At 72.0% G+C, this 22,105-nt stretch carries 26 protein-coding genes; 16 read left to right on the forward strand and 10 right to left on the reverse strand.

Going from position 1 to position 22,105, the window contains the following annotated elements:
* Positions 1 to 210: 210 nt before the first annotated feature.
* The 3 genes from JQX11_RS28880 to JQX11_RS28890 are packed head-to-tail and all read left to right on the forward strand — an operon-like array spanning position 211 to position 1,832.
* The gene (locus JQX11_RS28880; RefSeq protein ID WP_204928079.1) at positions 211 to 1,314 is read left to right on the forward strand and encodes a 3-deoxy-7-phosphoheptulonate synthase; all 1,104 of its coding nucleotides are present in this window, start codon (positions 211 to 213) and stop codon (positions 1,312 to 1,314) included.
* 37 nt (positions 1,315 to 1,351) lie between these two features.
* Positions 1,352 to 1,594, forward strand: a complete 243-nt coding sequence (locus tag JQX11_RS28885; protein WP_204928080.1) for a hypothetical protein — start codon at positions 1,352 to 1,354, stop codon at positions 1,592 to 1,594.
* Positions 1,595 to 1,622: 28 nt separating this feature from the next.
* A complete protein-coding gene (locus tag JQX11_RS28890) occupies positions 1,623 to 1,832 on the forward strand; it encodes a hypothetical protein (RefSeq protein ID WP_204928081.1) in 210 nt (69 codons plus the stop codon).
* Between the two features lie 64 nt (positions 1,833 to 1,896).
* On the opposite strand, the gene JQX11_RS28895 is transcribed toward JQX11_RS28890, so the two are convergent.
* The 3 genes from JQX11_RS28895 to JQX11_RS28905 all read right to left on the reverse strand — a co-directional run bounded on the left by JQX11_RS28895 (position 1,897) and on the right by JQX11_RS28905 (position 3,139).
* On the reverse strand, positions 1,897 to 2,439 hold the full coding sequence (locus tag JQX11_RS28895; protein ID WP_088642719.1) for a DUF1360 domain-containing protein: 543 nt from the start codon (positions 2,437 to 2,439) through the stop codon (positions 1,897 to 1,899).
* Positions 2,440 to 2,501: 62 nt separating this feature from the next.
* Positions 2,502 to 2,819, reverse strand: coding sequence for an SRPBCC family protein (locus tag JQX11_RS28900; RefSeq protein ID WP_204928082.1), 318 nt, complete (start codon positions 2,817 to 2,819; stop codon positions 2,502 to 2,504).
* On the reverse strand, positions 2,819 to 3,139 hold the full coding sequence (locus JQX11_RS28905) for a DUF6158 family protein (RefSeq protein WP_204928083.1): 321 nt from the start codon (positions 3,137 to 3,139) through the stop codon (positions 2,819 to 2,821). The genes JQX11_RS28900 and JQX11_RS28905 overlap by 1 nt, the downstream gene beginning before the upstream one ends.
* 155 nt (positions 3,140 to 3,294) lie before the next feature.
* On the opposite strand from JQX11_RS28905, the gene JQX11_RS28910 reads away from it, so the two are divergent.
* Together JQX11_RS28910 and JQX11_RS28915 are read left to right on the forward strand one after the other, a co-directional pair.
* Positions 3,295 to 3,714: a hypothetical protein gene (locus JQX11_RS28910; RefSeq protein WP_204928084.1), complete on the forward strand. Its 420-nt coding sequence runs from the start codon at positions 3,295 to 3,297 to the stop codon at positions 3,712 to 3,714.
* 24 nt (positions 3,715 to 3,738) lie between these two features.
* On the forward strand, positions 3,739 to 4,068 hold the full coding sequence (locus JQX11_RS28915) for a DUF3817 domain-containing protein (RefSeq protein ID WP_204928085.1): 330 nt from the start codon (positions 3,739 to 3,741) through the stop codon (positions 4,066 to 4,068).
* Between the two features lie 91 nt (positions 4,069 to 4,159).
* Here JQX11_RS28915 and JQX11_RS28920 read toward each other — a convergent pair whose 3' ends face one another.
* Complete coding sequence (locus tag JQX11_RS28920) at positions 4,160 to 4,675, reverse strand: DUF6232 family protein (RefSeq protein WP_204928086.1); 516 nt, start codon at positions 4,673 to 4,675, stop codon at positions 4,160 to 4,162.
* A 482-nt stretch (positions 4,676 to 5,157) separates the two neighbouring features.
* Here JQX11_RS28920 and JQX11_RS28925 point away from each other — a divergent pair, with 482 nt between their 5' ends.
* A complete protein-coding gene (locus tag JQX11_RS28925) occupies positions 5,158 to 6,141 on the forward strand; it encodes a C40 family peptidase (protein WP_204928087.1) in 984 nt (327 codons plus the stop codon).
* Positions 6,142 to 6,212: 71 nt separating this feature from the next.
* On the opposite strand, the gene JQX11_RS28930 is transcribed toward JQX11_RS28925, so the two are convergent.
* The 4 genes from JQX11_RS28930 to JQX11_RS28945 form a co-directional block, all read right to left on the reverse strand.
* Positions 6,213 to 7,202 carry a sigma-70 family RNA polymerase sigma factor gene (locus JQX11_RS28930; RefSeq protein ID WP_204928088.1) on the reverse strand — a complete coding sequence of 330 codons (990 nt, stop codon included), beginning with the start codon at positions 7,200 to 7,202 and terminating at the stop codon, positions 6,213 to 6,215.
* Positions 7,203 to 7,669: 467 nt separating this feature from the next.
* On the reverse strand, positions 7,670 to 8,644 hold the full coding sequence (murQ, locus tag JQX11_RS28935) for an N-acetylmuramic acid 6-phosphate etherase (RefSeq protein ID WP_372444649.1): 975 nt from the start codon (positions 8,642 to 8,644) through the stop codon (positions 7,670 to 7,672).
* Positions 8,641 to 9,555: a MurR/RpiR family transcriptional regulator gene (locus tag JQX11_RS28940; protein ID WP_204928089.1), complete on the reverse strand. Its 915-nt coding sequence runs from the start codon at positions 9,553 to 9,555 to the stop codon at positions 8,641 to 8,643. Before JQX11_RS28940 ends, murQ begins: the two co-directional genes overlap by 4 nt.
* Positions 9,556 to 9,702: 147 nt before the next feature.
* A complete protein-coding gene (locus JQX11_RS28945; RefSeq protein ID WP_204928090.1) occupies positions 9,703 to 10,443 on the reverse strand; it encodes a dTMP kinase in 741 nt (246 codons plus the stop codon).
* A 154-nt stretch (positions 10,444 to 10,597) separates the two neighbouring features.
* Here JQX11_RS28945 and JQX11_RS28950 point away from each other — a divergent pair, with 154 nt between their 5' ends.
* From JQX11_RS28950 to JQX11_RS28970, 5 genes are all read left to right on the forward strand, one after another.
* On the forward strand, positions 10,598 to 11,203 hold the full coding sequence (locus tag JQX11_RS28950) for a nucleotidyltransferase (protein ID WP_204928091.1): 606 nt from the start codon (positions 10,598 to 10,600) through the stop codon (positions 11,201 to 11,203).
* Positions 11,200 to 11,466 carry a hypothetical protein gene (locus JQX11_RS28955; RefSeq protein ID WP_204928092.1) on the forward strand — a complete coding sequence of 89 codons (267 nt, stop codon included), beginning with the start codon at positions 11,200 to 11,202 and terminating at the stop codon, positions 11,464 to 11,466. Before JQX11_RS28950 ends, JQX11_RS28955 begins: the two co-directional genes overlap by 4 nt.
* A 10-nt stretch (positions 11,467 to 11,476) precedes the next feature.
* Positions 11,477 to 12,202, forward strand: coding sequence for a metallophosphoesterase family protein (locus JQX11_RS28960; RefSeq protein ID WP_204928093.1), 726 nt, complete (start codon positions 11,477 to 11,479; stop codon positions 12,200 to 12,202).
* Positions 12,203 to 12,244: 42 nt separating this feature from the next.
* A complete protein-coding gene (locus JQX11_RS28965; RefSeq protein ID WP_007464364.1) occupies positions 12,245 to 12,388 on the forward strand; it encodes a GPGG-motif small membrane protein in 144 nt (47 codons plus the stop codon).
* Positions 12,389 to 12,538: 150 nt separating this feature from the next.
* Positions 12,539 to 13,033 (forward strand): TspO/MBR family protein, encoded by a 495-nt coding sequence (locus JQX11_RS28970; RefSeq protein ID WP_204928148.1) that lies wholly within the window; start codon positions 12,539 to 12,541, stop codon positions 13,031 to 13,033.
* 37 nt (positions 13,034 to 13,070) lie between these two features.
* Here the strand turns inward: JQX11_RS28970 and JQX11_RS28975 are convergent, their stop codons facing one another.
* Positions 13,071 to 13,841, reverse strand: coding sequence for a peptidoglycan DD-metalloendopeptidase family protein (locus tag JQX11_RS28975; RefSeq protein WP_204928094.1), 771 nt, complete (start codon positions 13,839 to 13,841; stop codon positions 13,071 to 13,073).
* 275 nt (positions 13,842 to 14,116) lie between these two features.
* On the opposite strand from JQX11_RS28975, the gene JQX11_RS28980 reads away from it, so the two are divergent.
* From JQX11_RS28980 to JQX11_RS29000, 5 genes are all read left to right on the forward strand, one after another.
* Complete coding sequence (locus JQX11_RS28980) at positions 14,117 to 15,457, forward strand: ABC transporter substrate-binding protein (protein ID WP_204928095.1); 1,341 nt, start codon at positions 14,117 to 14,119, stop codon at positions 15,455 to 15,457.
* 76 nt (positions 15,458 to 15,533) lie between these two features.
* Positions 15,534 to 16,583: a carbohydrate ABC transporter permease gene (locus tag JQX11_RS28985; RefSeq protein WP_204928096.1), complete on the forward strand. Its 1,050-nt coding sequence runs from the start codon at positions 15,534 to 15,536 to the stop codon at positions 16,581 to 16,583.
* Between the two features lies 1 nt (position 16,584).
* Positions 16,585 to 17,550 (forward strand): carbohydrate ABC transporter permease, encoded by a 966-nt coding sequence (locus JQX11_RS28990; protein ID WP_204928097.1) that lies wholly within the window; start codon positions 16,585 to 16,587, stop codon positions 17,548 to 17,550.
* Positions 17,551 to 17,618: 68 nt separating this feature from the next.
* Positions 17,619 to 18,692 (forward strand): LacI family DNA-binding transcriptional regulator, encoded by a 1,074-nt coding sequence (locus tag JQX11_RS28995; RefSeq protein WP_204928098.1) that lies wholly within the window; start codon positions 17,619 to 17,621, stop codon positions 18,690 to 18,692.
* A gap of 47 nt (positions 18,693 to 18,739) precedes the next feature.
* Positions 18,740 to 20,413: a glycoside hydrolase family 13 protein gene (locus JQX11_RS29000; RefSeq protein WP_232378823.1), complete on the forward strand. Its 1,674-nt coding sequence runs from the start codon at positions 18,740 to 18,742 to the stop codon at positions 20,411 to 20,413.
* 278 nt (positions 20,414 to 20,691) lie between these two features.
* Here JQX11_RS29000 and JQX11_RS29005 read toward each other — a convergent pair whose 3' ends face one another.
* On the reverse strand, positions 20,692 to 22,104 hold the full coding sequence (locus JQX11_RS29005; protein ID WP_204928100.1) for an MFS transporter: 1,413 nt from the start codon (positions 22,102 to 22,104) through the stop codon (positions 20,692 to 20,694).
* Position 22,105: the final 1 nt, after the last annotated feature.

Genomic DNA, 22,105 nt, shown 5'->3' on the forward strand with positions numbered 1-22,105 from the left:
TGCCTCTGGTCGGGTACGCTTACCGGCGTGACGCGTACGTATCCATGGTTTAGGCAGCCGGCTGCGGAGCCGGTGACCTCACCATGAGCTGACGTCACCGCGTTTCGAGCCGGCCGGGCAGGAGCTTCGAGCTTCCTGCCCTTCTGTTTACGAGCAGCCGGCTCGACCCGGGCACCGGCCCCGGGCACGGTCGGCGGAAGGATTCCCACCGTGACGACCCCGGACAACGGGCCCACCCCGGACAACGGCGCGGTCATCGACCAACGGATCGACCGTGTCGTGCCGCTGACCACCCCCGCCCTGCTCCTGCACGAGCTGCCCCTGGACCCGCCGCTGGCCTCGGCCGTGCTGGCCGGTCGGCGCGACGTCGGCCGGGTGCTCGACCGCGCCGACGACCGTCTGCTGGTGGTGGTCGGCCCGTGCTCGGTGCACGACCCGGCGGCGGCACTGGAGTACGCGCACCTGCTGCGTGAGGCCGCCGACCGGCACGCCGACGACCTGCTGGTGGTGATGCGGGTCTACTTCGAGAAGCCGCGCTCCACGGTCGGCTGGAAGGGCCTGATCAACGACCCGGCGCTCGACGGTTCCGGCGACGTGAACACCGGCCTGCGCACCGCGCGGGCGCTGCTGCGCGACGTGGTCCGGCTGGGGCTCCCGGTGGGCTGCGAGTTCCTCGACCCGATCACCCCGCAGTACATCGCCGACACGGTGGCCTGGGGCGCGATCGGCGCCCGGACGGTGGAGAGCCAGGTGCACCGGCAGCTCGCCTCCGGCCTGTCCATGCCGATCGGCATGAAGAACCGCCCCGACGGCAGCATCGGCACCGCCGTGGACGCGATCCGGGCCGCCGGGGTGCCGCACGTCTTCCCCGGCATCGACGTCTCGGGCACCCCGGCGATCATGCACACCCGGGGTAACGCCGACGGGCACCTGGTGCTGCGCGGCGGCGGGGGCCGACCCAACTACGACGCCGCATCGGTGGCCGGGGCGTTGGACCTGCTGCGGGCGGCCGGGCTGCCGGAGCGGCTGGTGGTCGACGCCAGCCACGCCAACAGCGGCAAGGACCACCGCAACCAGCCGAAGGTGGCCGATGACGTGGCCGCCCAGCTCGCCGCCGGGCAGCGCGGCATCGTCGGCATCATGCTGGAGAGTTTCCTGCTGGAGGGCCGCCAGGATCTCGACCCGACCCGGGAGCTGACCTACGGCCGGTCGGTCACCGACGCCTGCATCGGCTGGGACACCACGGCCGAGGTGCTGGAGCGGCTCGCCGTCGCGGTGCGGGCCCGCCGGGCCACCCTGCCCACCCCGGCCTGACGGGTTTGACCGTTTCGGCCCCGGGTAGCAGGGCGGGGTGACCGACGACGCAGCCGCGCCCGACGACCTGCCCGGGACCGCCCAGCCGGACCTCCGGCAGCTCGACGAGCTGCTGGACGAGATCTACCACGGCCAGGAACGGCTCAGCCAGGCCGACATCTACCGCTCGGCGGTCAGCGCGGACCTGCCGGCGGAGCTGCTCACCCGGGTCGCCGCCCTCCCCGAGGGGGAGTACGCGGTGGACGAGGTGGCCGACCTGCTGGGCGGGTCGGCGGGCTGACCGGCGACACCGGCGAGAGGAGATCGAGATGTCCGACCAGACCGAACACCACGAGCGGGTGCCCGCCCTCGGCCAACCCCCCGAGGGGCTGGACACCCTGCCCGAACCGGACTTCGCCAACGAGCACGACAGGACGGCGGTCGACCGCGACGTGATCACCGGCGCGGACGCCGACGAGCGGGAGCCGGAGGCGTCGCGCGGCTGGGCCGGCGAGGACCACGGCACCACCCCCACCTGAGCGGGCGGCGACGGATGACGGAAAAGGGGCCGGCGGACACGATCCGCCGGCCCCTTCCGTGTGGTCACCGCTCGTCGTGCCGCCCGCCCTCGGCGGCCTGCTGCGCCACCGCGTACCCCATCTGGAGGAAGTCGGACGCGGCGACGGCGGTCAGCGCGGTCGCCACCAGCCGGGTCAGCCGGGGGGCCAGCACCAGGCCGCCGGTGAGCCCGGTGGCCACCCAGACGGCCAGGCAGAACGGGCAGCTCAGCAGCTCACCGATCGCGTGTCGGGTGGAGCTGCCCTGGTCGCGGACCTGCTCCATCACCTCGCCGCTGCCGATCGGGCGGTCGTAGCGGGTGAACGGGGCCCGCAGCGGGCTGGTCACCGCGTCCTTGGACAGCAGCCGGCTCAGCTTGTGGGTGGCGACGGCGAGCAGCACCACGTCACCCGGGGAGGGCCGTTCGGGCACCGGCCGGCCGGTGGCCTTCACCAGCGCCGCGATGGAGGCGGTCACCCCGGCGTACGTGCCCATCGCCGCCAGGTAGCCGCCCAGCGGCCGGTGCTCGTGCGGCGCGTACGCCTGGCGCAGCCGCGCCACCTTCTGCTTCAGACCACCGTCGGTCACCGGGTCTCCTCGTTCGTGGGCCGCACCGTCGGGTACGGCGCGTCGGGGTGGGGCGGGTGGGGTCAACCCGCGGTCAGGTTCTCGGCGACCTCACGTTCGAGGTTGGCAAGCGATTCGTCGGCCAGTCCGGCGTCCGCGCCCGCGGGCAGGTCCAGCCGGACCCGGGCCCCACCGGCGTCGGCCGGGGCGACCCGCAGCTCGGCCGTGCCGTCCGGGCCGTCCCAGCGGGCGTGCAGTTCGTCGTCGGAGCGGCTGCTCGGGGCCGGGCCGTCGGCCCGCAGCGCCCCGGGCAGCCAGGCGCCGACCCGTTCGGGGTCGGTGGCGGTGCTGAACACCACCTCCGGCGGCGCGGACATGCCGCGCTCGGCGCGGGTGCCCATCAGGCGTCCCGCAGCCGGTGCGGGTCCACCTCGCGGCCGGGGTGCCGGGCCAGGTACTCGGTCTCCAGCTCGGCGGTGCGGCGCAGGTGGTTGGCGAGCGCCGAGTCGGCGGCGTGCCGCAGCGTGTCGAGGCGGGTGCGGTGCAGGCTCTGCAACTCGCGGATCAGGTCGTCGTCGGCGAGGTCTGCCGGGTCCACCCCGAGCAGCTCGCCGTCGGTCTCGGTGACCACGGTGGCGGCCCGGTGGACGTGGTCACCGTCCCATTCCGGCATTCGCTGTTCGGTGCTGGAGTCGTCGGAGCGGTGTGCTGAGTCGGTCATGTCGTCCCCCTCGGGTTCGACCGGTCTGGCTGTCTAGACGGTTGCCCAGCCGGGCTGGCACCAAACCAGCGGCGCGGCGGCGGCGAACCGCCCGGCGGCGCGGCGACTACGACGTCGCGTCGGAGACGCCGGGTCCTCCCGGTACCCTCGACGGCATGAAGCGGCTCTGGACCCCGGCGTGGATCGTCCGCCACGTGGCCCTGGTCGTCCTGGTCACGGGCTTCCTGGCGCTGGGGTGGTGGCAGATCAGCCGGGCCGCTTCCGGTAACACGCTGAGCTGGGCGTACGCGGTGGAGTGGCCGATCTTCGCCGGTTTCGTGGTCTTCGTCTGGTGGCGGGAGGTCCGGCACGCGCTGCGCGCCCCCACCGCCGCACCCCCGCCGGCCGGGGCGGCACCGGCCGAGCCGGCCACCCCCGGGCCGGGCACCCCTGTGGTACGGCGTCCGGTGCGGGTCGCCCGGGTGCCGGCGACCCCGGTCGACGGCGCGGACGACGCCGACCTGACCGCGTACAACCGCTACCTGACCTGGTTGAACGACAATCCGGGCGCGAGGCCCGGCGACTATCCCGGCTGAGGCCGGTCGGAAGGACGGACGACGGTGGGCGGAGCCCTTACCCGGTACCGCGTGATCGCCTGGATCGTGGGCGTGGCGCTGGCCGTGCTGGTGCTGATCGGCATGCCACTGAAGTACGTGTTCGACGAGCCGATCGTGGTGGCAGTCGTCGGCACCGCGCACGGTTGGCTCTACCTGCTCTACCTGGCCGCCACCTTCGACCTGGGCCGGCGGGTGGACTGGCCGCTCAAGCGGATGCTGCTGGTGATGCTCGCCGGCACGGTGCCGTTCGTGTCGTTCGTCGCGGAGCGCAGGGTGACCCGCGAACTGGCCACCACCGCGCCGACCCGTACCCCGGAGCCGGTCGGTCGCTGACCCGGAACCGGCCGCCGCCGACCGGACCGCGCTGACGCAGGGGTGTCCGGCGGCGGCCCGGCCGCACCGAGGGCGGCGCGGACGGCCGGCCTCAGCGGGCCGGCCGCCAGTAGGTTGCCGTGGGTGACGGGTCGTCCGCGTCGGGGTAGCGGTGCTGCTCCCGGGCCTGGTGCAGGGCGTCGACCACCTGCTCGAACTGCTCCCGGTCGTCGCTGCTGAACAGCAGCATCTCGATGCCCTGGCAGTGGCCGTACAACTCGTGCGCCGGTGGCCGCCAGCGGTCGCCGAGCAGCACCAGCAGCACCGGCAGCAGGCACACCACGCCCAGCGCCAGGTAGGCCCCGGCGGTGAGTCGTTCCAGCCCGCCGGTGAAGCCGAGCAGGACGCCGACGGTGCCCGCCCCGACGGCGGCGCAGGTGACGACCCGGACGGCGAGCCGGTCGTGCGGCCCGCGGCCGGTACGCAGGTGGGTGAGGTCGGCGACGGCGTAGCTGCTACGGCCGGCGGTGAACCGTTCGGTGGTCACCACGATGCCGGGCCGGGCGTAGAGCAGGGTGGTCGGTCGGGACCAGTGTGGCGGTCGGGTGCTGGCGCGGTCTGCCTGCACGGCGTCCTCCCGGGGGCCGACGGAGCCGGTCGCCCACCATCACGCCACCTGCGTACGGCGGGATTCCCGGCCGGGGCTCCATTCTGTTGCCGACCCGCCCGGGCCGCTCTCCGATTTCCGACACATCCGGCGAGCGCGACGTCCCCGCGTCGCCGGCATCTGACCACCATTCCGGTTTTATCCGACTATTACCGCGCGATCCACACCGGTATCCGTCTGGAACGACGAATCAGACCTTCCTCGCCTACCTCGCAGAACCCGGTTACCGGCCGTCCGCCCCGCATCAGCGGTGTCACCTGCCACAACGACCCGCCGGAGCGCTCGGCCAACATTCGCCGCTGCTTTGTCTGCGCGTCACTCCCGCCACAGGTTAGGTTGATCGGGCCGGCTCGGTACACGGCCGTCCATCCGGACGGGCCCGGGCCGGTGTCGCCGGGGGCTCAGCATCCTCCGGTGACCGGTGGGAGAGGAGTCTTCCGCTCTTGTCGTCCTTACGGATGCTGCTGCGCACCCTGGTGGTCGCCGGCCTGTCGGCCGCGTTGATCGCCCCGTCGGCCCCGGTCCGGGCCGAGCCCTCGGTCGCCGACCTCACCGCCCGGATCGAGCGGTCCTCGGCCGAGCTGGAACGGATCGTCGAGTCGTACAACAAGCTCAACGAGGAGATAAAGACGAACCAGGCCACCGCGGCCGGACTGCACGCGCGGATCGGCCCGCTGGAGGTCCAGGCCGCCCAGAGCCGGGCGGCGGTGGGCGAGATCGCGGCCACCGCGTACAAGACCGGTGGGTTGCGGACGGCCGAGGCGATCCTCGACCCGGCCGGTGGCTCGCTGGTCGACCGGCTCGGCACCCTCGACCAGCTCACCCGGCACCGGCAACAGCAGATCGACGGGTACACCGCCGACCAGCGGGCGCTGCTCGACCAGAAGGCCAAGCTGGACGCGACGCTCGCCAGGCAGGCCGCCCAGTCGAAGGCGCTCACCAAGACGAAGAAGCGGATCGAGCAGGATCTGGCGAAGCTCTACGAGATGCGGCGGGCGGCGTACGGCCGGGCCACCGAGGCGCCGGCGAAGAAGCCGAAGAGCGCCGCGCCACCCGACACCTCCGACACGCCTTCGGTCTCCGGTGGCGCCGGGGCCGCCGTCCGGTACGCCTACGGGGCGATCGGCAAGCCGTACGTCTGGGGGGCCGAAGGACCCGGCGGGTACGACTGCTCCGGCCTGACGCTCGCCGCCTGGCGGTCCGCCGGCAAGCGGCTGCCGCACAACGCGGCGATGCAGTGGAACGCCACCTCCCGGGTCAGCCGTGGCGAGCTACGCCCCGGTGACCTGGTCTTCTATTCGGGGCTGGGGCACGTCGCGCTCTACGTGGGCGACGGTCAGGTGATCGACGCGCCGAGCGCCGGGCGCAACGTGCTCAAGCGGAAGATGAACATGATGAGCATCGCCGGCTACGGCCGGGTCCGCTGACCGGCACGACAACGGCGAACGGCCGGCGTCCCCCTATCGGACGCCGGCCGTTCGCCGTCATTACTACCAGCTCAGGCCGCCTGGAGGCCCTCCGCGCGGGCCAGCTCACGCAGCCGGCCGAGCGCCTGGATCTCCAACTGGCGGATACGCTCCCGGGAGAGCGAGAAGCGGGACGCCACCTCGGTGAGCGAGTGCTCCCGCCCGTCCTCCAGGCCGTACCGGGCCCGCATGATGCCGGCGGACCGGTCGTCGAGGTGGTTGAGCAGGCCCTCGATGCGCTGCCGCTCCAACCCGGTGAGGACGATGTCCTCCGGGGACGGGGCGTCGCTGTCGGCGACCAGGTCACCGAGGTTGGTGTCGCCGTCGTCGCCGACCGGGGTGTCCAGCGACACCGTGTCCTGCGACCAGCGGACCAGCTCGTTGACCCGCTCGACGGTGACGCCGAGGGCGGCCGCGATCTGCTCCGGCTCCGGGTCGCCACCCAGCTCACGGGTGAGCTGCCGGGCCACGTTGCGCATCCGGTTGACGTCCTCGACCAGGTGCACGGGCAGCCGGACGGTGCGCTCCTGCTGCGCGATGGCCCGGCTGATCGCCTGCCGGATCCACCAGGTGGCGTAGGTGGAGAACTTGTAGCCCCGCTCGTAGTCGAACTTCTCGACCGCGCGCACCAGACCGGTGTTGCCCTCCTGGATCAGGTCCAGCATGGGCATCCCGGAGCGCACGTACCGGCGGGCGATCGACACGACCAGCCGCAGGTTGGCCCGGATGAAGAGATCCTTCGCCCGCTCCCCCTCGACGACCAGCCGCTCCAGGTCGTCCCGGTCGGCCCCGGCGGGGACGCGGTCCTCGCCGAGCAGGTGCTCGGCGTAGAGACCCGCCTCGATCGCCTTGGAGAGGTCGACCTCCTTGGCGGCGTCCAGCAGTGGCGTCCGGGAGATCTCGTGAAGGTAGACGCCGACCAGGTCACGCTCCTCGGCGACCTCGTCGGTTCGCATGCCGATGTTCTTGTCCACGGTGTCCACGGTCCCCTCGCTCGCGCCGGTTGCCCGGTTCGTTGCCATCCCCACGTCCATCAGCCCTCCCCCGTGCAACGCCCCTGCTGCCCGCCGGTGCTGACACCTGCACAACAGTCGAGACGGGTCGGGGATTCCATGTCGTGAGTCGAAAGTGTCACGAATGCCTGAGTACCAGCTGAAAGCCCGGTCCACGTTTGCTGTCAGCGGCCCCGTGGGGCCGGCTGCCGGCTGCGCGATCGCCGCTGGTCGGCACGGGTGTCGGCGGCCGTACGCCGGGCCCCGCGTCATTGCGGCGCCCCGGTAAACCGCGACCCTCGTCACCGCCCGGCTGCGACCGGAGTCACTGCCAGATACGGGCCGGTGGACCGGTCGGTTCACCAGACGGTCCTGGATTACCCCACGCCCGGAACAACAATCCGTGGCGTGGCCGACGTCCCGGCGACACGGTGTTCTGTGTCACCCCCGCAGGGTGGCACCCCTGCGCACCCCCGGCAGGTCGGCTGGCGGGGCGGTCAGGAGGCGAGCAGGGCGATGGCACCCCGGACCTGGTGCGCGGTCCGGGCCAGCGCGGCGCGGGCCGCGTCGATCTCGGCCCCGGACAGCAGCGAGACCAGGGCCGTCTTCAGGTCGCCGTCGGCCTCGTGCAGGGCCCGCCGGGAGACCTCCTCGGAGCAGCCGGTCGCCTCGACCAGGATGGAGATCATCCGGCCCCGCAGCTTGGCGTTGGTGGCCACCATATCGATCATGAGGTTGGAGTAGACCCGACCCAGCCGCACCATCACCGCCGTGGAGAAGGTGTTCAGCACCAGCTTCTGCGCGGTGCCCGCCTTCATCCGGGTCGAGCCGGTCACCACCTCGGGGCCGGTGTCGACCCCGATGACCACGTCGACCCCGGCCGCCGCCCGGACCTCCGGATTGGCGCACAGCAGCACGGTCGCGGCCCCCCGCTGCCGGGCCGCGTCGAGTGCGCCCAGGACGTACGGGGTGCGTCCGCTCGCCGCCAGCCCCACCACCAGGTCCCCGGCGGTGACGCACCCGGCGGCCTCGCCGGCCCCGCCGGCCAGGTCGTCCTCGGCGTCCTCCACGGCCTGCCACATCGCGTCCGGCCCGCCGGCCAGGTGGGCGCAGAACCAGCCTCGCGGGGAGTTGAAGGTGGGCGCCAGTTCGGCGGCGTCGATCACCCCGAGGCGGCCGGAGGTGCCGGCCCCGAAGTAGTGCACCCGGTGCCCGCCGCGCAGTGCGGTCACCGCGAGGTCGACGGTCACCGCGATCTCGTCCAGGACGGCGGCCACCGCCGCCGGCACCCGCCGGTCGGCGTCGTTGATCACGGTGAGCACGTCCCGGGTCGACATCAGGTCGAGGTCGGTGCTGTGCGGGTTGCGCTGTTCGGTCGGAGCGCCGACGCGGACCACCGGCCGCAGGTCGACCACGCCCTCGCCGCCCCGCTGCCCCACCACGTCGTCCGGTCCGACCCGACCGGCGGTCACGAGCGCCTCCGACCGCCGCCGACCCGGCGTGTTCGCACCGCCTCGGCGGTGACCTCCAGCGCCCGCCGGGTCCGGGTCCGGTTGCGGGCGGCCACCCCGACGAAGAGGCAGTCCACCACGGTGAGCTGGGCGAGCCGGCTGGCCATCGCCCCGGACCGGTAGGTCGTCTCGCGGGCGGCGGTGGTGAGGACGAAGTCGGCCCGTTCGGTGATCGGCGAGCGGGGGAAGTTGGTCAGCGCGACGGTGACCGCACCCCGGGAGCGGGCCTGTTCGAGCACCTCGATCACGTCGGAGGTGGTGCCGCTGTGCGAGATGCCGATCGCCACGTCGCCCCTGCCGAGCAGGGCGGCGGAGGTCAGCGCGGTATGCACGTCGGGGAAGGAGAACGCGACCCGACCGATGCGGTGCAGCTTCTGCTGGAAGTCCGAGGCGACGAACCCGCTCGCGCCGGCACCGTAGACCTCGATCCGGCCGGCGCTGACGATCGCCTCGACGACCTGCTCGCAGACGGCCGGGTCGAGCTGCTCGGCGGTCTCCTCGACGGCCCGCGCGTCGTTGAAGGAGATGGTGGCGATGATCTGGGCCAGGTCGGCGCCGGGCGGGATGTCCCCACCGACCACCCGGGCGTCCGGCGGCTCGATCCGGCGCGCGGCCTCGGCGGCGAGCCGGATCCGCAACTGCGGGTAGCCGTCCATGCCGACGGACCGGCAGAACCGGATGACGGTGGCCTCGGAGGTCTCGGCGGCGGTGGCGAGGTCGGTGATGGTCCGTCGGGCGGCATCGGCCGGGTCGGCGACGACCAGTCGGGCGACCCGCTGCTCGGCGGGGGACAGCGACGGAAGCAGGCCACTGATGTGGACGATCAGTCCACCCGGCTCGTGACTCGCGGAAATCTTCGGACTTTTCGCCACGGATGAAACTTACTTTCATGAGCCGCGAGCGTCAACCACGACCGCGCGTATCCGACAGGAAGTATCCCCGGTCCGGGGGCGTGCCGGCCCAGACTCCCATTTGCGCAGCCTGGTGCACCTCCGCCGGTCCGGTGGAATCGGCTCGGTCTACGGGCGGGTCTGCGCGGCGACCGGCTCCCGGGGCCCGCCTTCGGCCTGCGGGGCGGACGGCCCGGTGCCGTCCGGCGGATCATCGACCACCGGCCCGGCCTCCTCCGGCGGCAACCAGCGCGCCAGGTGCGCGCGGATCCGCCTGGACACCTCGTCGGGCCCGCCGCCGGCATCGACCACCACGAAACCCGGGTACTCGGGCAGCGACCGGTAGGCCGCGTCGGCGGCGGTCAGCCACCCCATCGTCTCGTGGTCCTCGCCCCGCCGCTCGATCCGCCGGTACGCCTCGACCGGGTCGACGGTGAGCAGGAAGGTGACCTGCGGTGCGGGGAAGACCCGGTAGCCGGCCCGGGCCAGCCGTTCCCACCGCTGCCCACCGTGCGCCCGGATGCTGGCGTACTGGCAGGCCGAGTAGCGGTCCATCACGGCGGTCCGGCCGGTCACCAGGCAACTGAGCAGCGCGGCGGCGATCGCCAGCCAGCGCAGCACGGACTCCACCGCGAGCATCCCGTCCCGGCCCACCAGCAGCTGCGCGTCGGCCCGACCGAACCGGGCGGCGAGCCGGCCCAGCCAGCGCCGGCCGCCCGCGTTGCGGTGGTAGGTGGCGGGTCGCCCGGCCGAGGTGAGGGCGGCGGCGAGCCGGTACGCCTGGGTGGTCTTGCCGGAACCGTCGATGCCGATCAGCGCGACGCGCCGCAGTCGGGTCCCACCGTCGGTCGCGCGCCGCGATCTGGCCACCCTGCACAGGATATCCGACCGGCGCATCCCTCCCGTCCGGTCGATACCCGCACGGGCGCGGTGACCGGACCGGCACGCCCGGCAGGTGTGGGCGGGCGGACCGCCGGGTACGCAACGTCATTTCCCACCGACCGTTCACGACGGGAGAGACCAGATGGCCGAGCGCGGGGACGTCAGCCTCCTGCACACCCTCAAGCGGGTCGCCGCCGTGCTCAAGCAGAACGAGATCCCCTTCGCCCTCGGCGGCAGTTTCGCCGTCTACGCCCACGGCGGCCACTCCAGCGAGCACGACGTGGACTTCCTGCTCCCCGAGGAGTATGTCGAGCGGGCGTTGGAGGCGCTGACCGACGAGGGCTTCACCGCCGAGCGCCCGCCGGAGGACTGGCTGGTCAAGGTCTACGACGACGGGCGGATGGTGGACCTGATCCACCGGCCGGTGGAGACCCCGGTGACCCGCGAGACCCTCGCCGACACGGTGGTCCGCCCGGTGGACGCCATCCGCATGCCGGTGCTCTCGGCGACCCGGCTGATGGTGCACAAGCTGCTCAGCTTCTCCCAGCACTACTGCGACTTCGCCCGGGGGCTGCCGCTGGCCCGGTCGCTGCGCGAACAGATCGACTGGGAGCGGGTACGCAAGGAGACCCAGCACTCGCCGTACGCCGAAGCGTTCCTGATGCTGCTGGACCGGCTCGACGTCGTCCCGTACGGGGGCACGCCGGTGCCGTACGCCCGCATCCCCGAGGGAAGGGAGACCCCGTGACCGAGCACAGCGCCGGCCCGCCGGACGCCTACGTCGAGGCGGAGATCCAACGGCTGCTGACCGAGGACCCGGACGTCGCCGAGCAGGGCATCACCGTGGTCCGCCGGGAACCGGGACTGGTCCTCACCGGCGAGGTGGAGAGCCCGCAGCGCCGGGCGGAGATCCTGCGCCGGGTGGCCGAACGGTTCCCCGACGAGGCGATCACCAGCGACATCGGGGTGATCCGCACCCAGGCGCCGGTGCAGGTCGAGGAGCTGCCGTGAGGAGGACCCGATGATCCGGATCGCCGCGGTCGGCGACGTGCACCTGGACGCCGACGTGCTGGGCCGGTTCCGCCCGGCCCTGGAGGAGTTGCCCGACTGCGCCGACATGCTGCTGCTCGCCGGCGACCTGACCCGGCACGGCACCGAGGCCGAGGCACGCTGCGTCGCCGAGGAGTTCGGCGGGCTCGGGGTGCCGGTGGTCACCGTGCTGGGCAACCACGACCACCAGTGCGACCAGGTACCGCAGGTGGTCAAGGTGCTGGAGGATGCCGGGATCACCGTGCTGGAGGGGACCGGGACGGTGCTGGAGTGCCCCGGCGGCCGGCTCGGGGTGGCCGGCGTCAAGGGCTTCGGCGGCGGGTTCGCCGGGCGGTGCGCCAGCGACTTCGGCGAGCCGGAGATGAAGTCGTTCGTCCGGACCAGCAACGAGAGCGCGGCGGCGTTGGGCGAGGCGCTGCGCGGGCTGGACTGCGACCTGCTCGTCGCGCTGACCCACTACGCCCCGGTGCCGGACACCCTGGCCGGCGAGCCGCTGGAGATCTATCCGTTCCTCGGGTCGTACCAGCTCGGTCAGGCGATCGACTCGGCGCCGACCGCGCTCGCCCTGCACGGGCACGCGCACGCCGGCAGCGAGCGCGGCGTCACCCCGGGCGGGGTACGCGTACGCAACGTCGCCCATCCGGTGATCAAACAGGCGTACAGCGTCTTCCACCTGGGCGGTGACCAGATCGACTGAGAACCAGGTTTTCGGAATCGGGGCGCCGGGTATTCAGCAGCCATGGAGCTGATTCTCTGGATTCTCGCAGTCGTACTCGTGGTCGCCGGCATCCTCGCGCTGTTCCGCCGGCAGATCCTGTGGGGCATCGTCCTCATCGTGGTCGGCCTTCTGGTCGGCCCGGGTGGTGTCAGCATCTTCAATTGACGCCGGTACCCGCACCTGACCCGCCGGGGTCGTCGCCCCCGGAAGCTCCGTCCTCCCAGACAGGAGCGTCCGGCACCGACGACCCCGGCGCTGTGCTGTCCGGGGGGCGCACCGGGGTTTGGGAGGGCGTACCCGGGAAATATCTTGACCATGGAGATAACCCGGATCGACCGGCGAACCGGCACGGCGCGAACCTGGTGGGTGCTGCTCGGCTTCGGCGCGGCCGTCGCGGTCGCCGCCGCGATCGGCGGGTTGGGGGTGGCCGGCACCCGCGACGAGTACGCCTCGCTCCAGCAGCCGGCCTGGGCCCCGCCGGGTTGGCTGTTCGGCCCGGTCTGGACCGTGTTGTACGCGCTGATCGCGGTCGCCGGCTGGCTGGTCTGGCGGCGGGTCGGCTTCGGCCCGGCGCTGTGGGCGTGGACGGTCCAGCTGGTGCTCAACGCGATCTGGACCCCGCTGTTCTTCGGCGCGGGACGCTACGGCCTGGCCTTCGCCGAGATCGTGCTGATGTGGCTGGCGATCGCGGTGACGGTGGTCGCCTTCTGGCGGGTCTCCCGGCCGGCGGCGGCCCTGCTGCTGCCATACTGGGCCTGGGTCACCTTCGCCGCCGCGTTGAACTTCTCGATCTGGCAGCTCAACAGCTGACCGGGCACCGGGCCCGGCGGCCCGGTGCCCGGCGGGCTCAGCAGCGGGGCACGTTGGGGATGTAGCCGTCGTGGCCGGTGTAGACGTAGGCGTCGGCGATAAACCGGCCGGAGCCGATCCGGTCCCAGATCGCGCTGGTGCCGAAGGTGCCGGTGACCGTGGTGCCGCTGGTCTGGCAGCCGATGGTGACCTTGGCGCCGTCGGCGACCGTGCCGACCGACGCGTAGCCGGTGCCCGGCCCGGACCGCACGGTCAGCGGGGAGCCGGCGGTGTCGACCGTGCCCGACCCGGTGCCGCTGGAGCAGCCGTTCCCGCTGGTGTACGTCTTGGTGCCCCAGTACAACGCGAGCGTGCCGTTGAACTTGACCTTGATGTCGTCGCCGTTGAGGCGCTGCTCGTAGTGCAGGTGCGGGCCGGTGGAGCCGCCGGTGCTGCCGACCCAGCCGATCACCTTGCCGTAACCGACCTGCTGACCGACCGAGACGTTGAAGCCGTTGAGGTGGGCGTAGTAGGTCGTGTAGCCGCCGCCGTGGTCGATCCGGACGTACTTGCCGTAACTCGTGCCACCGAGGTCGGTGACCCGGTCGACGGTGCCCGGGGCGCTGGCGACCACCGGGTCGCCGAGGTCGTCGGTGCGGTTGAAGTCGATCGCGTTCGCCGGGCTGTGGTCCGACCGGGTCTGGCCCGACCAGGACTGGTTGCAGGGGAAGGGCACCTTGAACGTGGGCGCGGCCCAGGCCGGGCCGGCCGGGACCAGGGTCCCGGTGACCAACAGGGCCGCCGCCAGCAGGCTCCACCGTCTGCGCACCGCACACCTCCGATGTCGAGATCCTTCAATGTCTTGCGTCGAGGGTGGCAGATATCGCCATCGATGCCAACCCGCGCCGACCCCTGTCGACCCCTACTCGGTGAGCACGGGTGGGAGCGCATCCACCTGCGACGGGGGGTTTCGGGATTGTTACCGGGCCGTGTCCGCCAGGGGGTGGACCGATCGGGATGCAAGCGCTTACATGTGAGGACGACTCATCGGACCGGCGTCGGGTTCCCCCACCTGTGGGCGCGCCGGCAAGGAAGGAGAACGGCATGGCGTTTGCCAGATCACGCCAGGCTCTCGCGATCGCCGGCGTGCTGGGGCTGGCGCTCGGCGCCGCCGCCTGTGGCACCGGCAACGACAAGAAGAGCAGCAACGCGGGTTCGGCCGAATGCGCCGCATACGAGAAGTACGGTGACAACGACGGCAAGAAGGTCACGATCTACTCGTCGATCCGGGACATCGAGGCCGACCGGCTGGCCCAGTCCTGGAAGCAGTTCGAGGACTGCACCGGCATCGAGATCGACCACGAGGGCTCCGGCGAGTTCGAGGCCCAGCTCCCCGTCCGGGTGCAGGGCGGCAACGCGCCCGACCTGGCCTTCATCCCGCAGCCGGGCCTGGTCAAGCGGTTCGTCGACGGTGGCAACCTCAAGCCCGTCGCCGCCGCCACCAAGACCGAGGCCGAGGCGAACTTCTCCCCCGACTGGCTGAAGTACACCACCATCAACGGCCAGTTCTACGGCGCCCCCCTGGGCTCGAACGTCAAGTCGTTCGTCTGGTACTCGCCGAAGACCTTCAAGGAGAAGGGCTGGGCGGTCCCCACCACCTGGGACGAGCTGATCAAGCTCTCCGACACGATCGCGGCCAGCGGCACCAAGCCGTGGTGCGCCGGCATCGAGTCCGGTGACGCCACCGGCTGGCCGGCCACCGACTGGATCGAGGACGTGCTGCTGCGTACGGCCGGGCCCGAGGTCTACGACCAGTGGACCACCCACGGCATCCCGTTCAACAGCCCGCAGGTCGCCGACGCCCTCAACCGGGCCGGCACCATCCTCAAGAACGACAAGTACGTCAACGGCGGCTTCGGCGGCGTGAAGAGCATCGCCACCACCTCCTTCCAGGAGGCCGGCGTGCCGATCACCACCGGCAAGTGCGCCCTGCACCGGCAGGCGTCCTTCTACGCCAACCAGTGGCCCGAGGGCACCAAGGTGGCCGAGGACGGCGACGTCTTCGCGTTCTACTTCCCGTCGATCGACGCGGCCAAGGGCAAGCCGGTGCTGGGTGGCGGCGAGTTCGTCGCGGCCTTCACCGACCGTCCCGAGGTCCAGGCGGTGCAGACCTACCTCGCCTCCGGCGAGTACGCCAACAGCCGCGCCAAGATCGGTGACTGGGTGTCGGCGAACAAGAAGCTCGACCTGGCCAACGTCCCGAACCCGGTGGACAAGCTCTCCGTGGGCATCCTCCAGGACCCGAAGACCGTCTTCCGCTTCGACGGCTCCGACCTGATGCCGGCCGCGGTCGGCAACGGCACCTTCTGGAAGGGCATGGTCGACTGGATCAACGGCAAGGACACCACCACGGTGCTGAACGGCATCGAGAACAGCTGGAAGTGATCTGAGACGGGTGGCCCGGTCCGCACGGTGCGGACCGGGCCACCCGTCGGATACGAACCCTTGAGAGGGAGGGTCGATGGAGTTCGACTTCGCTGAGGAACAGCCGAAGTTCCTCATGCTGATGTACGGGCTGATCGCTTTCGTCGCGGTGGTGGGCGGTCTGCTCCTGCTCCTCGACGTGGTGCCGGCCTGGTTCGCCCGCCGTCGGGAGGCGCAGCTGGTCGCCGCCTCGACCGGTGGCGGCCCCCTGCCCCGCCGACGCAAGCCGAGGGAGGGCCTGTTCGCGCTCTTCTTCCTGCTGCCGACGCTGCTGCTGCTTTCCGTCGGGCTGGTGGTGCCGGCGCTGCGCACCGTGCTGCTCTCCTTCATGGACGCCGGCAGCGACAACTGGGTGGGGCTGCGCAACTACGGCTGGATGTTCTCCGAGGACTCGATCGTCCGGGTGCTGCTCAACACCCTGATCTGGGTGCTGCTGGTGCCGCTGGTGGCCACCACGTTCGGCCTGCTCTACGCCGTGATGGTGGACAAGGCCCGGTTCGAGTCCATCGCCAAGTCACTGATCTTCCTGCCGATGGCGATCTCGTTCGTCGGGGCCAGCATCATCTGGAAGTTCGTCTACGCCTACCGCAGCGAGGAGCAGGACCAGATCGGCCTGCTCAACCAGATCGTGGTCAGCCTCGGCGGCGAACCCCGGCAGTGGCTGCTCGACTCACCGCTGAACACCTTCCTGCTCATCGTGATCATGGTGTGGATCCAGGCCGGTTTCGCCATGGTCGTGCTCTCCGCCGCGATCAAGGCGATCCCGGCGGACATCGTCGAGGCGGCCCGCCTCGACGGGGTCAGCCCGTGGCAGATGTTCTGGCAGATCACCATGCCGAGCATCCGACCGGCGCTGATCGTGGTCGTGGTGACCCTGTCGATCGCCACCCTGAAGGTCTTCGACATCGTCCGGACCGCCACCAACGGCAACTACGACACCAGCGTGATCGCCAACGAGATGTACAACCAGGCGTTCCGGTACGGCGAGAACGGGCAGGGCTCCGCCCTGGCGGTCTTCCTCTTCATCCTGGTGATCCCGATCGTGATCTACCAGATCCGCAACCTGCGTCAACAGCGGGAGGGCTGAGATGACCACCGCCACGCCCACCGTCGGAGCCGGGGCCCAGGCCACCGGGAAGCCGACAAGCACCGCCGGCCGGGTCCGTAGCCGGCTCAACAGCCGTACGGCCACCCTGGTCTCGATCGTCATCGCGCTGCTCTGGACGATCCCGACGTTCGGCCTGTTCGTCTCCTCGTTCCGGCCCGAGGCCGAGATCAAGTCCACCGGGTGGTGGACCTTCTTCACCGACCCGCAGTTCACCCTGGAGAACTACCAGGACGTCCTGTTCGGCTCCTCCTCGTCGTCGGGTCAGCTGGCCAGCTACTTCATCAACTCGCTGGCCATCACCATCCCGTCGGTGCTCTTCCCGCTGGCGTTCGCCTCACTCGCCGCGTACGCGCTGGCCTGGATCAACTTCCGGGGACGGGACTGGCTCTACATCGCGATCTTCGCGATGCAGATCGTGCCGTTGCAGATGGCCCTGGTGCCGCTGCTGAAGTTCTTCTCCACCGGGGTCACCCTCGCCGGCGTCCAGCTGATGCCGGCCTGGAACCTGGTCGACGAGCAGAAGTTCGCCCAGGTGTGGTTCGCGCACACCTGCTTCGCCCTGCCCTTCGCGGTGTTCCTGCTGCACAACTTCATCTCCCAGCTCCCCCGGGACCTGATGGAGGCGGCCCGGGTCGACGGGGCCACCCACCCCAAGATCTTCCGCACCATCGTGCTGCCGCTGATCACCCCGGCGCTGGCGGCGTTCGGCATCTTCCAGTTCCTCTGGGTCTGGAACGACCTGCTGGTCGCGCTGATCTTCGCCGGTGGCGGCAACGAGACCGCCCCGCTCACCGTGCGCCTGGCCGAGATGGCCGGCACCCGGGGCAACGAGTGGCAGCGGCTCACCGCCGGCGCGTTCGTCTCGATCGTCGTACCGCTGGTGGTGTTCCTGTCGTTGCAGCGCTTCTTCGTGCGCGGCCTGCTCGCCGGGAGCGTCAAGGGTTGACGGCCGTCCGTCGCCGCCCGGTGCTGCCGGGCGGCGACGGGGGTCGGCCGGAGCGGGGGAACGACAGGGTGACGAGAATCGACGACGTGGCCCGGCTGGCCGGGGTCTCCACGGCCACGGTCTCCCGGGCGTTGCGCGGCCTGCCGACGGTGTCGGCCGCGACCCGCCGCCGGGTGCTCGCCGCCGCCGAACAGCTCCAGTACGCGGTCTCGCCGAGCGCCTCCCGGCTGGCCGGTGGCCGCACCGGCACGGTCGCCGTGGTGGTGCCCCGGATCACCAGGTGGTTCTTCGGCACCGTCGTCGAGGCGGTCGAGGAGTTCCTCCACCATTCCGGCTACGACCTGCTGCTCTACAACCTCGGCGGGCGCGAGCAGGTGCGGCAACGGGTGCTGCGCACCGCCAACCTGCACAAGCGGGTGGACGCGATCATGCTGGTCGCCACCCCGCTGCGCCCGGCCGACCTGACCGCCCTGGCCGAACTGGACCTGCCCGGCATCACGATCAGCTCCGGCAGCACCGTCCCCGGCTGGCCCTGCGTGCGGATCGACGACGTGGCCGCGGCGCGGACGGCCACCCGGCACCTGCTCGACCTGGGCCACCGGCGGATCGCCCACATCTCCGGCGACCCCGCCGACGAGCTGGCCTTCACCACCCACACCGACCGTCGCCGGGGCTACCAGGAGGCGCTGCGCCGCGCCGGGCTACGCCCCGACCCCCGCCTGGACATGGAGTCGCAGTTCACCATCGACGGCGGCAACCGGGCCACCGTCGAACTGCTGGCCCGGGGCGAACCACCGACGGCGATCTTCGCCGCCTGCGACGAGATCGCGATGGGCGCGATGACCGCGCTGCGCGACGCCGGGCTGCGCGTCCCGCAGGACGTCAGCGTGATCGGCGTGGACGACCACGACCTGTCCGCCGTGCTCGGGTTGACCACCATCGCCCAACCCGCCGCCGAGCAGGGCCGGCTCGCCGCCCGGATGCTGCTCGACCCGCTGGGCGTCGGCATCGTCGGGCCGGACGCCGACCGGGTGCCGGCCCCGCGCGGACCCGGCGGGTACAGCCCCGCGCCGGCCCCGCCGGTGATCCTGCCCACTCGCCTGGTGGTACGGGAATCGACCGGCCCGCCCCGGGCAAACTGAACGGATTCGACCGCACGGCTCGACCGGCTCGACACAGGGAGAAGGCTCTGAACACCGACGCGAGGCAGCAGGAACAGTCCGTGGGCGTGGCACCCGGATGGTGGACCGAGGCCGTCATCTACCAGATCTATCCGCGTTCCTTCGCCGACTCCGACAGTGACGGCATCGGTGACCTGCCCGGCATCACCGCCCGGCTCGGGCACCTGGCCGAGTTGGGTGTCGACGCCGTCTGGCTGTCGCCGTTCTACCCGTCGCCGCAGGCCGACGCGGGCTACGACGTCGCCGACTACCGCGACGTCGACCCGCTGTTCGGCAGCCTGGCCGACGCCGACAGGTTGATCGCCGAGGCCCGTGCGAAGGGTCTCAAGGTCATCGTCGACCTGGTCCCCAACCACACCTCGTCGGCGCACCGGTGGTTCCGGGCCGCTGTCGCCGCCGCCCCCGGCAGCCCCGAACGGGGCCGGTACATCTTCCGCGACGGGCTCGGCCCGGACGGTGCCGAGCCCCCCAACGACTGGCAGAGCGTCTTCGGCGGCCCCGCCTGGACCCGGCTCGTCGAGCCGGACGGCCGGCCCGGCCAGTGGTACCTGCACCTGTTCGACACCGCCCAGCCGGACCTCAACTGGGACAACCCGGAGATCCGCGCCGAGTTCCTCGACGTGCTCCGGTTCTGGCTGGACCGGGGCGTCGACGGTTTCCGGGTGGACGTGGCGCACGGCCTGATCAAGCAGGCCGACCTGGCCAACTGGGAGGAGCCGCAGGAGATCCTCTCCGGCAACGAGGCGGACAAGCCACGCCCGCCGATGTGGGACCAGGACGGCGTCCACGAGGTCTACCGCGAGTGGCGGCGGGTGCTGGACTCCTACGACGGCGACCGGATCCTCGTCGCCGAGGCGTGGGTGGAGCCGGCCGAGCGGATCGCCCGCTACGTCCGCCCCGACGAGATGCACCAGGCGTTCAACTTCGAGTACCTGCTCGCCGCCTGGACGGCTCCCACCCAGTACGCGGTGATCACCCGCTCGCTGGAGGCCACCGACGCGGTCGGGGCCCCCACCACCTGGGTGCTGTCCAACCACGACGTCATCCGGCACGCCTCCCGGCTGGGGCTGTCCGCCCAGGGCGGCCGGCCCAACGGCATCGGCATCGGCGACCCCCAGCCGGACGCCGCGCTGGGCCTGCGCCGGGGCCGGGCGGCCACCCTGCTGATGCTCGCCCTGCCCGGCTCGGCCTACCTCTACCAGGGCGAGGAGTTGGGGCTGCCGGAGCACACCACGCTGCCCGACGAGTCCCGGCAGGATCCGACCTGGGAGCGCAGCGGCCACACCCAGCGCGGTCGGGACGGCTGCCGGGTGCCGATCCCGTGGGAGGCCGACGCCCCGTCGTACGGCTTCGGCCCGACCGACGCCAGTTGGCTGCCGCAGCCGCCGCTGTGGGCCGAGTACGCCCTGGACCGGCAGCGGGGGGTGGCCGGCTCGACGTACGAGACGTACCGCACCGCGTTGCGGCTGCGCCGCGAGCACGCCCTGGGGCGGGGGACGCTGGAGTGGCTCTCCTCCGGCGACGAGGTGCTGAGCTTCCGCAACGGCGGGCTGACCGTGCTGACCAACTTCGGCACGGCCGCGGTGCCGCCACCGGCCGGGGAACTGCTGCACAGCAGCGCGCCACTGGACGCCGACGGTCGGGTCCCCACCGACGTCACGGTCTGGGTCCGGCACTCCTGACCTATTCCCGGCCCTGAACTCCGGCCCCGGCGCTCAGCCGGTCCGGGGCCGGAGTTCGGCCCCGGACCGGAGTGGGTTCGACTCCGGACCGGGCCGGGGGTGGCCTGGTGTCGGGGGTGGCCTGGTGCCCTGGTGGCAGGGGTGGCCTGGTGGCAGGGGTGGCCTGGTGGCAGGGGTGGCCTGGTGGCAGGGGTGGCCTGGTGGCAGGGGTGCCTGATGCTGATGCCGGGGGCGTGCCGGGGACCGGTGCGGACGGGGGCGGGGCCGTCACCACCAGGTCAGTGGCGGTCGGCGCGGTCGTGCAGCAGGTCACCCACGGCGGCGATGTCGCCGGGTGACGTGCGGGAGGCCAGCCAGTACATCAGCCCGGTGGGGATGAAGAAGAGCTGGAACGCGGCCAGCCCGACGGCGTAGTTGAGCGGCGGCGGGAAGGCCGCCCGCAGCGCGTGGAAGGCCGCGCCGACCAGCCCGTTGCCGGCGGCCCGGCCGACCCCGTTGACCAGGTTGCCCAGGCTGTAGACGGTGCCCCGGTGCTCCGGCGGGTTGACGTCGGCGATCAGGGCGAACCAGTTCGGCGAGTTCGCCGAGGTCAACGCCAGCGCGACGACGGCGGTGAGCAGGCTCAGCCCGACCGTCGGCTCGGTCACCACGCTGGCCAGCACGGCACCCACCACCGCGCCGGTGCCGCCGCCGTCCGGCACGTCGATCCGGATCGGCACGAAGAACAACACCAGGTAGAACGGCAGCGCCGCGAGCACGCCGACCGCCGCGACCAGCGCCCTGCCCCGGGGGGTACGCCGTTGCAGCGCGTCCCCGACCAGCCCGCCGACGATGGAGAACACCCCACCGAGCTGGAACAGGGTGGCGAAGACGCTGCCCACCACGACCGCCGTCGCCGTCGAGTAGCCCTGCTCCTGCGCCCGCTCGGCGAACAGCACCGGCAGCCACACCAGCGACCCGAACGCCGCCTGCGCGGTGAGGCCCTGCAGGATCAGCCACCGGTTGGTCCGTCGCCCCAGGATGCGCGGCAGGTCGGAGCGGGTGATCCGGTAGTCGTACTCGACGCCGGCCTCGATCGCCGCGGCCAGCTCCGGTTCGCTCTGCCCGCGCCGGATGTCGTAGGTCAGCAGGTAGGCCACCGTCGCGCCCAGGCCGACCACGGTGAGCAGCAGGAACGGGCGTCGCCAGTCGGTCGCGCCGAGCAGCCCGCCGGTGAGCGTCCCGGCCAGGGTGCCGACCCCCTGGGACAGCCCCCAGAAGCTCATCACCAGCCCCCGGCGGCGCGGGGAGATCAGGTCGGTGACCACGGAGAACCCGACCGAGCCGACCGCGCCCAACCCGACCGCGGCCACCAGTTGCGCGGCGAGGAACGTCGGGAAGCCGGTGGCGAGCGCGCTGCCACCGGTGCCGGCCGCCCAGACCAGCGTGCCGACCATCAGCAGCGGCTTGCGGTTGGTCCGGTCGCCGACGTACGCCCAGGCCACCGCCGCGACCGCACTGACCAGGAAGCTCACCGCCGTGACCAGGCCGAGCATCCGCTGCGGCACGTCCAGCGCCCCGGAGATCGGCCCGTACAGCGGGGGCACCAGGCCGATCGCCACGTTGTCCAGGGAGGCGAGCACCACGAACACCACGACGCTGTAGAGGCGGTGCGCCGCGTTCCCGCGCCGGGAGATCCTGCTGCCGGTCATA

The sequence above is a fragment of the Micromonospora humida genome, from assembly GCF_016901255.1.
Classification (GTDB): Bacteria; Actinomycetota; Actinomycetes; order Mycobacteriales; family Micromonosporaceae; genus Micromonospora; species Micromonospora wenchangensis.